The following is a 222-nucleotide window of genomic DNA, read 5'->3' as shown; positions in this document are numbered from 1 at the left end:
CTGTGCACCACCGGCTACGGTTTCGCTGATGATGTTGCTGTCGCCTTTAACATTGATGGTGTCGCCCAATGCGTAGTTGTTGCTGCCGGTGGTACCGCCGAAGTTGATGCCTTTGGCGATATTGGCGGCGTTGTTGGCTACGTTTTGGTTGGTCGCAAACAGTTGGCTGCCGTTAACGGCATCTTTGCTGTTGGCATTGAGGTCACCGGCGGCTACGTTGGT

The 222-nt window shown here is 55.0% G+C and carries 1 protein-coding gene; it reads right to left on the bottom strand.

Annotation, left to right across the window (positions count from 1 at the left end; genetic code table 11):
• Positions 1–222, bottom strand: a 222-nt coding sequence (locus HMPREF2700_RS10655) for a hypothetical protein (protein ID WP_210389907.1), incomplete at both ends; no start/stop codon positions are given.

It is taken from the genome of Neisseria sp. HMSC068C04 (assembly GCF_001810105.1).
In the GTDB taxonomy this organism is placed as follows: domain Bacteria; phylum Pseudomonadota; class Gammaproteobacteria; order Burkholderiales; family Neisseriaceae; genus Neisseria; species Neisseria flavescens_B.
The sequence above is the reverse complement of the archived record's forward strand: the minus strand, read 5'-3'. Positions and strand labels throughout refer to the sequence as shown.